The 245-nt window shown below is 53.1% G+C and carries 1 protein-coding gene; it reads left to right on the top strand.

Going from position 1 to position 245, the window contains the following annotated elements; genetic code table 11:
• A partial coding sequence (locus RYX56_RS24550) for a heterodisulfide reductase-related iron-sulfur binding cluster (protein WP_317124414.1) occupies positions 1-245 on the top strand: 245 nt, incomplete at both ends.

Raw genomic sequence — 245 nt, 5'->3', positions numbered from 1 at the left:
TGCCAAGGTACGATGTCAATGAAACCATAACCTTCCATGATTCTTGTTATCTAGGGCGCTACAATGATGTCTATGATCCGCCGCGTGAGATTTTAAAAGCGATTCCAGGTGTGGAACTGGTGGAAATGGAGCGAAACCGCGACACGGCGATGTGCTGCGGCGCCGGCGGCGGTTTGATGTGGATGGAGGAGGACACCGGCCAGCGGATTAACGTGGCCCGTACAGAACAGGCGTTGGAAGTAAAT

The organism is Alkalihalophilus lindianensis, from assembly GCF_032843265.1.
Lineage (GTDB): Bacteria > Bacillota > Bacilli > Bacillales > Bacillaceae_D > Alkalihalophilus > Alkalihalophilus lindianensis.
This window is presented reverse-complemented; position numbering and strand designations above follow the sequence as displayed.